Source organism: Clostridium sp. C8 (genome assembly GCF_001010885.1).
GTDB classification, from domain to species: domain Bacteria; phylum Bacillota; class Clostridia; order Clostridiales; family Clostridiaceae; genus Clostridium; species Clostridium sartagoforme.
The window spans coordinates 1-6,772 of record NZ_LBMX01000013.1 but is presented as its reverse complement, the minus strand read 5'-3'; the positions used below and the strand labels follow the sequence as shown (position 1 = coordinate 6,772).

At 29.6% G+C, this 6,772-nt stretch carries 6 protein-coding genes and 9 tRNA genes; 2 read left to right on the top strand and 13 right to left on the bottom strand.

Going from position 1 to position 6,772, the window contains the following annotated elements; genetic code table 11:
- Window positions 1–24: 24 nt before the first annotated feature.
- The 12 genes from AAT22_RS02830 to rph all read right to left on the bottom strand — a co-directional run bounded on the left by AAT22_RS02830 (window position 25) and on the right by rph (window position 2,892).
- Window positions 25–99: transfer RNA gene (locus tag AAT22_RS02830), tRNA-Gly, on the bottom strand.
- 18 nt (window positions 100–117) lie between these two features.
- Window positions 118–201 (bottom strand) — tRNA-Leu (locus AAT22_RS02825).
- Between the two features lie 8 nt (window positions 202–209).
- Window positions 210–285, bottom strand: a tRNA-Lys gene (locus AAT22_RS02820).
- A 4-nt stretch (window positions 286–289) separates the two neighbouring features.
- Window positions 290–364, bottom strand: a tRNA-Gln gene (locus AAT22_RS02815).
- 5 nt (window positions 365–369) lie between these two features.
- Window positions 370–445 (bottom strand) — tRNA-His (locus AAT22_RS02810).
- A gap of 37 nt (window positions 446–482) precedes the next feature.
- Window positions 483–558 (bottom strand) — tRNA-Pro (locus AAT22_RS02805).
- Between the two features lie 7 nt (window positions 559–565).
- Window positions 566–642, bottom strand: a tRNA-Arg gene (locus tag AAT22_RS02800).
- A gap of 76 nt (window positions 643–718) precedes the next feature.
- A tRNA-Gly gene (locus AAT22_RS02795) sits at window positions 719–792 on the bottom strand.
- A 17-nt stretch (window positions 793–809) separates the two neighbouring features.
- Window positions 810–885: transfer RNA gene (locus AAT22_RS02790), tRNA-Pro, on the bottom strand.
- Window positions 886–1,040: 155 nt separating this feature from the next.
- Window positions 1,041–1,520, bottom strand: coding sequence for a metallophosphoesterase (locus tag AAT22_RS02785; RefSeq protein WP_016208058.1), 480 nt, complete (start codon window positions 1,518–1,520; stop codon window positions 1,041–1,043).
- 9 nt (window positions 1,521–1,529) lie between these two features.
- Window positions 1,530–2,141, bottom strand: coding sequence for an XTP/dITP diphosphatase (locus AAT22_RS02780; protein ID WP_016208059.1), 612 nt, complete (start codon window positions 2,139–2,141; stop codon window positions 1,530–1,532).
- Between the two features lie 4 nt (window positions 2,142–2,145).
- A complete protein-coding gene (gene rph, locus AAT22_RS02775; protein WP_016208060.1) occupies window positions 2,146–2,892 on the bottom strand; it encodes a ribonuclease PH in 747 nt (248 codons plus the stop codon).
- Between the two features lie 96 nt (window positions 2,893–2,988).
- Here rph and AAT22_RS02770 point away from each other — a divergent pair, with 96 nt between their 5' ends.
- Window positions 2,989–4,554 carry a hypothetical protein gene (locus tag AAT22_RS02770; protein ID WP_047000193.1) on the top strand — a complete coding sequence of 522 codons (1,566 nt, stop codon included), beginning with the start codon at window positions 2,989–2,991 and terminating at the stop codon, window positions 4,552–4,554.
- Window positions 4,555–4,692: 138 nt separating this feature from the next.
- Here the strand turns inward: AAT22_RS02770 and AAT22_RS02765 are convergent, their stop codons facing one another.
- Window positions 4,693–6,195, bottom strand: a complete 1,503-nt coding sequence (locus AAT22_RS02765; RefSeq protein ID WP_047000192.1) for an ABC transporter substrate-binding protein — start codon at window positions 6,193–6,195, stop codon at window positions 4,693–4,695.
- Window positions 6,196–6,465: 270 nt separating this feature from the next.
- Here AAT22_RS02765 and AAT22_RS02760 point away from each other — a divergent pair, with 270 nt between their 5' ends.
- On the top strand, window positions 6,466–6,726 hold the full coding sequence (locus tag AAT22_RS02760) for a Vpu (protein ID WP_016208062.1): 261 nt from the start codon (window positions 6,466–6,468) through the stop codon (window positions 6,724–6,726).
- Window positions 6,727–6,772 lie beyond the last annotated feature (46 nt).

Genomic DNA, 6,772 nt, shown 5'->3' with positions numbered 1-6,772 from the left:
CCATTGAGCTACACCCGCATAATATGGAGCGAAAGACGGGACTCGAACCCGCAACATTCACCTTGGCAAGGTGACGCTCTACCATTGAGCCACTTCCGCTTATTTTAGTTTAAAATATGGTGCAGATGAAGGGAGTCGAACCCCCACGCCAATGGCGCTAGATCCTAAGTCTAGTGCGTCTGCCAATTCCGCCACATCTGCATATATTTTGGTGGCTTACCCGGGAATCGAACCCGGTACACCTTGATTAAAAGTCAAGTGCTCTACCGATTGAGCTAGTAAACCAAGTTGGCTGGGATAGCAGGATTTGAACCTACGAATACCGCAGTCAAAGTGCGGTGCCTTACCGCTTGGCGATATCCCAGCGAATGGGGTGAACGATGGGACTCGAACCCACGACAACCAGTGCCACAAACTGGCGCTCTACCAACTGAACTACGTTCACCATATATTGAGCTACACCCGCATATTAAATTTGAAAGTGGTCGGGGTGACAGGGATTGAACCTGCGACCTCATGGTCCCAAACCACGCGCGCTCCCATCTGCGCTACACCCCGATACTTATGGTGCGTGTTAAGAGATTCGAACTCCTGGCCCACGCCTTAGAAGGGCGTTGCTCTATCCAGCTGAGCTAAACACGCATATTGTTACAAAGAACATTAATTATTTTATATCATTCTTTGCCAATTGTCAACATTTTTTTATCTGTTGATTTAATGGAGCGGGTGATGAGAATCGAACTCACGTAACTTGCTTGGAAGGCAAGGGCTCTACCATTGAGCTACACCCGCATATTTGATTTTGAAAGTGGTCGGGGTGACAGGGATTGAACCTGCGACCTCATGGTCCCAAACCACGCGCGCTCCCATCTGCGCCACACCCCGATATCTTCAATATCTCTCAACGACAATGTTTATTCTACAATAGGAATAGCAATCCGTCAATACATTTTTAAAAAAATAATCTATATAAGAGAATTTTGGAGATTTACCTAGATATTTAATAATATTGTAAATTAATAACGGATTGCATGAATTTATTATTCTATTTCTTTTATAGAAATATTCCGTTTGTTATTTTTTAATATTTCTATAATTCCAAATGTTCTCTTTGCCCTACCATAAGGTAAACTTATACTTCCCGGATTCATTATTACTAATCCATCATACTCCTTTATTAGTGCCTTATGTGAGTGTCCAAAAAGGACTATATCTGCATCAACTTCCTTACCTTTGTAGAATATAGTATTGTACTCATTTTTAACATTATACATATGCCCATGAGTCATAAATATTTTTATTCCCATTACTTCAATAATTCTTTCAAGAGGATATTCTTTGCTCATATCACAATTACCTTTAACTGCATATATTTCTCCTCTAAAAATATTAGATAAGGCTTTAGTATCTGGTGCTCCATCTCCACAATGTAATATAATATCTATATCTTCTAAGTATTCCTTTATATCATTTATAAATGAAGTTTCATAATGAGAATCACTTAATACAGCAATCTTCATATTTGCCTCCTATAAAAATTCTTCTATAATTTTTTTAAATTTTTCAAGAGCAACTCCCCTATGAGATATACTATTTTTTTCCTTCATTGAAAGCTCTCCAAAAGTTTTATTAAATGGTTCATAAAAGAATAGTGGATCATATCCAAACCCATCACATCCTTTTTCATTATCCAATATATATCCATCAACTGTTCCTGTTACTGACTTATAAATATTATTATCATTTATTAAAGCTAATTGACACACGAATCTAGCCTTTCTATTTTCATAATTAACTCCTTTTAAGTTTAAAAGTAGTTTTTCATTGTTTTTTTTATCATCACCATGTTCTCCTGAATATCTTGCAGAGTACACTCCTGGTTCTCCATTTAGATAATCCACTTCCAATCCTGAATCATCCGCCACCACTATAAAATTATTTTCTCCCATTTTTATAAGTTCTTTATATATCTCTTTACATTTCTTTTTTGCATTTTCTTCAAATGTTATTCCATCTTCTTCTACATCTATATCAAGGTCCATATCTTTTAATGAGAAAACTTCTAGTGGCATATTTTCTAAAATTTTTTTCATCTCTTTTATCTTACCTTGATTATTACTTGCAATTATAAGTTTCTTCATTTAACTATTTTCCTCCAGTACCTATCCAAAGTGAATCCATTTTTAATGCTTCCTTTTGTATTTGCACCATTTGCTTTATCCCCTTTTGTGCCAAGTCAAGAAGATCATTTAAATCATTTCTACTAAATGGTGATTCTTCGCCTGTTCCTTGTATTTCTATAAATTCACCCTCATCTGTAGCTATAATATTCATATCGACTTTTGCTTTTGAATCTTCTTCATAGCATAAATCTAAGATTTTTTCTTCATTAAGAATACCAACGCTAGTTGCACTGACAAATTTCCTTATTGGATATACATCAAAAGGTTTTTCTTTATGCAATTTATTTACTGCATCTACTAATGCTACGAAAGCTCCTGTAATAGATGTTGTTCTTGTTCCACCATCTGCTTGAATAACATCACAATCTATCCATATTGTTTTTTCTCCAAGCGCCTTCAAATCCATAACTGACCTTAATGCCCTTCCTATTAGCCTTTGTATCTCCATAGTTCTTCCATCTATCTTCAACCTAGATATATCTCTTACTTTTCTTGTCCCTGTTGATCTTGGTAGCATATTATATTCAGCAGTTATCCACCCTTCTCCTTGCCCCTTTAAAAATGGTGGAACTTTATCTTCTATGGATGCAGTACAAATAACTTTTGTATCACCAACTTCTATTAATACAGATCCCTCTGCATATTTTGTATATCCTCTAGTTATTTTTGTAGCTCTTACTTGATCATTTTTTCTTCCATCTATTCTCATAATTTACCTCCAATTCTTAATATTATTAAAATTTATGCACTATTTTAACATTAAACTCATATTATTAATATAAGGATTAATGAAGAGGTGAAGAATTTGCGATATATAGGACCATTTTTTAGAATGAATAAACTATCTCAAAAAGAAATTAACGGCCAACTTTTTCACTTATCAAAGGAGGCCATAAGGACATTAGTTCTTGAGTCAAAATGTGGATTAGTTGATTCAGTTAAAAATTATAAAAAAATATCATCCTCCATTGATATTACCACATCTGGTAATTTTTCTCCACTACTATGTATATATAGAAAATCCTCCCCTAATTATATTCATAGTAAGAACTATAATGGGTTTGATGAAGAATCCTTTAAAAAGGATATAGCTCCAATAACTAATGCTTTAATGACTTCAAGTATATTGAATTTAACTACCTATTATTCAAAGTTTAAAGATGCTGATGAAAAATTATATTCTTATTCTCAAATTTATAAGAGATTGGCTAAAGAACAACTTGACTTTTACTCAGTAAACTTAAGAAATACTGAAGGAATCTTTATAGAAAAAAGAAATCTTTCTGAAAATAACTATAAAGGTTTTAATCTTACAGAAAAAAATAATAAATTTAAATTTTCTGACCAAGCATTTATGATGGTTTCATATAATTTATACTCAATGTTATATGAAGATGATGATATTTCAGAAGATTACAATAAGTTTTCATTAGAAATACTACAAATGCTTAATGAATTTAAAGAAAAAATTTATGAGTGCTCTTTCGAAGAAATATGCAAAATACTTACTGCCATTAATATTTTTTATAGTAATTCTAAAAATAATGATGCTAAAATTTTAATTGTAGACTTAACAGATTATCTTATAAATAAATTCGATGAAAAAGACTATTATGTGGATACCTTAGATTTTACATGCTTACTCTTAATAAATTTGATTTTATCATTTAAACATACTCAAATGATTACCTTCAATGAAAAAGCTAAAGAAATAAATAATAAACTAGTATCTTTATATGATGATGAAAAAGAAGTTTTTCTTAAGCTTTCTGGAAAAAAAGATTTAAAATATTCATGCTTTGATATTACATTTTACTTCCTAGCTATTATTATGTATTCAAAAGAATCTAATAGGTATAATGAATATAAAAATATGATTTCTTCATTATATAGAAAGTATTTCATAAATTCTGGCTTGATAACATGTTGGCCTGAAGCACCTACTTTAGATGATGCTGAACGATATAGAGGTTTAACTTTAAATTCATCTGATATGTTAGAAGAAAATTTCTTTAGAATGCCAACAATATCAACTCCTGCTAGCTTAGGGGTAGCTCCAATTTTCAATAAAGGAATTTCATATTCTAAGAAGAAAGATTCTTTTTCACCATCTGGTTCATCATTCGATAGCTTTAAAAATATGTATATATATCAACTAATAATTTTTCTATTTAAAGATGACTTTATGCGCGAAACAAACCTAATAAAATCTGATATTTCTTATAGAGATAATGATACTGAAAAAACTGATGAAACATATGTTGATGATATCATCATTAGGGAAGATACTATTGAAGTTCCAGACACTGCTCTTGAAAACATGAAAAATAATATTCTTATATCTAATAATGACGATTTAACTAGTAATTAAATACTAAGTTGTTATTATTATAACTAAATAATATGTGATAAATAATTATTGATGTAATTTGTTAAAAATTACATCAATAATTTAATTTCGCACTCTTTTTTAGAAAACATTTAGTGGCTTTTACCCATAGAAAAGCTACTATGACTTTTCTATTTTACTGTAGTCTATATTTCCATTACCATCTAAAATCATGTTTTTTATTTTATTGTTCAAAGCTATATTATTATTATAAAAAGCAATTGGTAATACTTGATACGTATTAAATAACTCATCTTCTAATTTAGTAAATAACGCTTCTTTTTCTCCTTCTGTTTTTACTGCGGAAAATTGGTCTTTATATTTTCCCGGAAGAAATTTAACTACTGTATTATATATAGAATCCTCTCCTGAAAAATTAGAATTTCCTTGAATCAATGCTATATCATAATAATTGGAATCCTTTATAGAGTTTATTTCTTCCTCTGTAATTAACTTATAATTTATATAGGTGTCTGTATTTTTCTCAAACCAATTAGATATATATTCACAAATTTCTTTATTCTCAGTTCCTTCTTGTGCAACTAAAAAAAGTTCCTTAGGCTTACTCCATTCACCTGATTCATTACTCATTACCTTTCTACTTTGAAGCTTAAGTAAATCTTCCTTATCATTTCTAAAATAGCTACCTTCAGCTAGCTCTATAAACATATTATTTTCTAATTGATATTCTTCCATAGCCTTATTTATTGAACTATATATATTTTTTTTACCTTCTATGGGTATAGAATCACTATTGGGATTAAATGTCAAATACATTGCCTTATCAGATTCTAAAGTCATCAATCTATTTTCTTCATTTAATCTGCTTAATTGGCTTTTAGGTGGATTTATAACTATATCTCTTCCCCCTATTTCAAAAGCTGCCATTGCTACTTCTTCACTTTCATCTGAGGCTACCTTTATCGTTTCAACTAACTCTATATTTGTATTATTATTTCTTTTAAGGGTTAATTCATCAATTGATATTTCAGAAATACCATAATATCCTGAGTAAACAAGCTTATCATAATTTTGTTTTATATTATTCCATAATATAACGTTCTTTCTTAACCTGTATTGTGGCATAGTGAGTTCTTCAATAAAATTATCATCCTTTGAATTTAGTCTAAATATTATATTTTCTTCTCCATAGGAAATTCCCACATTCTCAGAAAAAGATCCATATCCATCTCTAAATCCTTTTGCTCCATACACATTTAATAATGCACCTATATTTTCTCCATTTTCTTCTGTTAATATTTCTCTAAAAAATGTTGCTATATCTTTTGGAGTTATTTTACTTCCATCACTCCAATAAATATCTGATCTTATTTTAAAATCATATTCTAATCCATCGTCTCTTACTTCAACACTTTCTGATAGAGAAGGAACTATGTTTTTAGATGAATTTAATTCTACTAAGCCTCTACTAGTAGCACACACTATATCCTGCATTCTTTTGTCTAAGTCTCCAACTGATTTAAAATCTGTTGGTACTGAAGATACAGAATATGTAAATATTTTTTTGTTTTCGGTTGGCTCTTGATTTACAACTTCTATAAATCCTAGTAAAAACCCTATTAATAGTGCAGTTGATGCTGCTAATAATATTATTTTTTTCATATATTCTTCTCCTTACCTTCAGTATCTTTCTAAATTATAGACATATAATTTTAATAGTAATCATTAATATTTAAATTTCATATTTATTTCTAATTAAACTAAATTGTTGTAATTTTCTATGCTATAATATATATGTTTTAATTAATTATCTACTTAATTTATTGACTTATGAATTTAATAGCTGCTAATTAATAATCTTATTTAAGTAAAATAGCAGACTGAAAGTATAAAGTTTTTAAATTTTTATATAAAATTTGGAGGTATTTTTATATGGATTTAGCTGTTCAAATTTTTCAAATAGTTTTTTATGGTATTGGTGCTTTATTTATGATAACTTTTGCTATCATAGGAATATGGAGTTTTATTATTTTTAATAAAGCATATAAGACTCGAAGAATCCAAAATTATCTTTTAGAAAAAATATATCAAGCTATTAACCAAATATCTTATAAATCTAACAGTTCTCTTAATGAAAATTCAGAAGATGAACTTCTTAGCTTTGATGATTTAATGGATGAAGATGAAAAATAGTTAATTTTTAGTTTATAATTAAAAATTAAAAGAGGTTTTTCATAAT

Bases quoted from the DNA above. Each gene is read 5' to 3' on its own strand.
- AAT22_RS02785 (WP_016208058.1), bottom strand. From the start codon at position 1,520: ATGAAGATTGCTGTATTAAGTGATTCTCATTATGAAACTTCATTTATA.
- AAT22_RS02780 (WP_016208059.1), bottom strand. From the start codon at position 2,141: ATGAAGAAACTTATAATTGCAAGTAATAATCAAGGTAAGATAAAAGAG.
- rph (WP_016208060.1), bottom strand. From the start codon at position 2,892: ATGAGAATAGATGGAAGAAAAAATGATCAAGTAAGAGCTACAAAAATA.
- AAT22_RS02765 (WP_047000192.1), bottom strand. From the start codon at position 6,195: ATGAAAAAAATAATATTATTAGCAGCATCAACTGCACTATTAATAGGG.
- AAT22_RS02760 (WP_016208062.1), top strand. From the start codon at position 6,466: ATGGATTTAGCTGTTCAAATTTTTCAAATAGTTTTTTATGGTATTGGT.